A 279-nucleotide genomic window follows, 5' to 3' on the forward strand; every position below is an offset into this window, starting at 1 on the left:
GTGGTGAGGGAGCCCTGGCCAACCTCGGCAGTTGCCCCTTCGCATACTTCATCCCTCGAAAACCCTAAGATGGGGAGAACCATCGAGGAAATATTCCGCCGCCTCCACGGGGCGGAAAGTCGTGAGAGAGAAAAGCTCTCCGGCAGGGAGAAATATGTCGGGGAAATTCCTCCCCGGAGAGGGGAAATCATCGCCATTGTCACTGTCATCAAGCTAGAGTTCATTGGGATCATCATCATCATCTCCACCACTGACTCTGTCATCTCCACCACTCCACTT

At 54.1% G+C, this 279-nt stretch carries 1 protein-coding gene; it reads left to right on the forward strand.

Going from position 1 to position 279, the window contains the following annotated elements; all coding sequences use genetic code 11:
* The coding region (locus KZZ06_RS20540) for a hypothetical protein (RefSeq protein ID WP_219581824.1) at window positions 1–279 on the forward strand (279 nt) is incomplete at both ends.

Source organism: Sulfitobacter sp. CW3 (assembly GCF_019392245.1).
GTDB lineage: Bacteria > Pseudomonadota > Alphaproteobacteria > Rhodobacterales > Rhodobacteraceae > Sulfitobacter.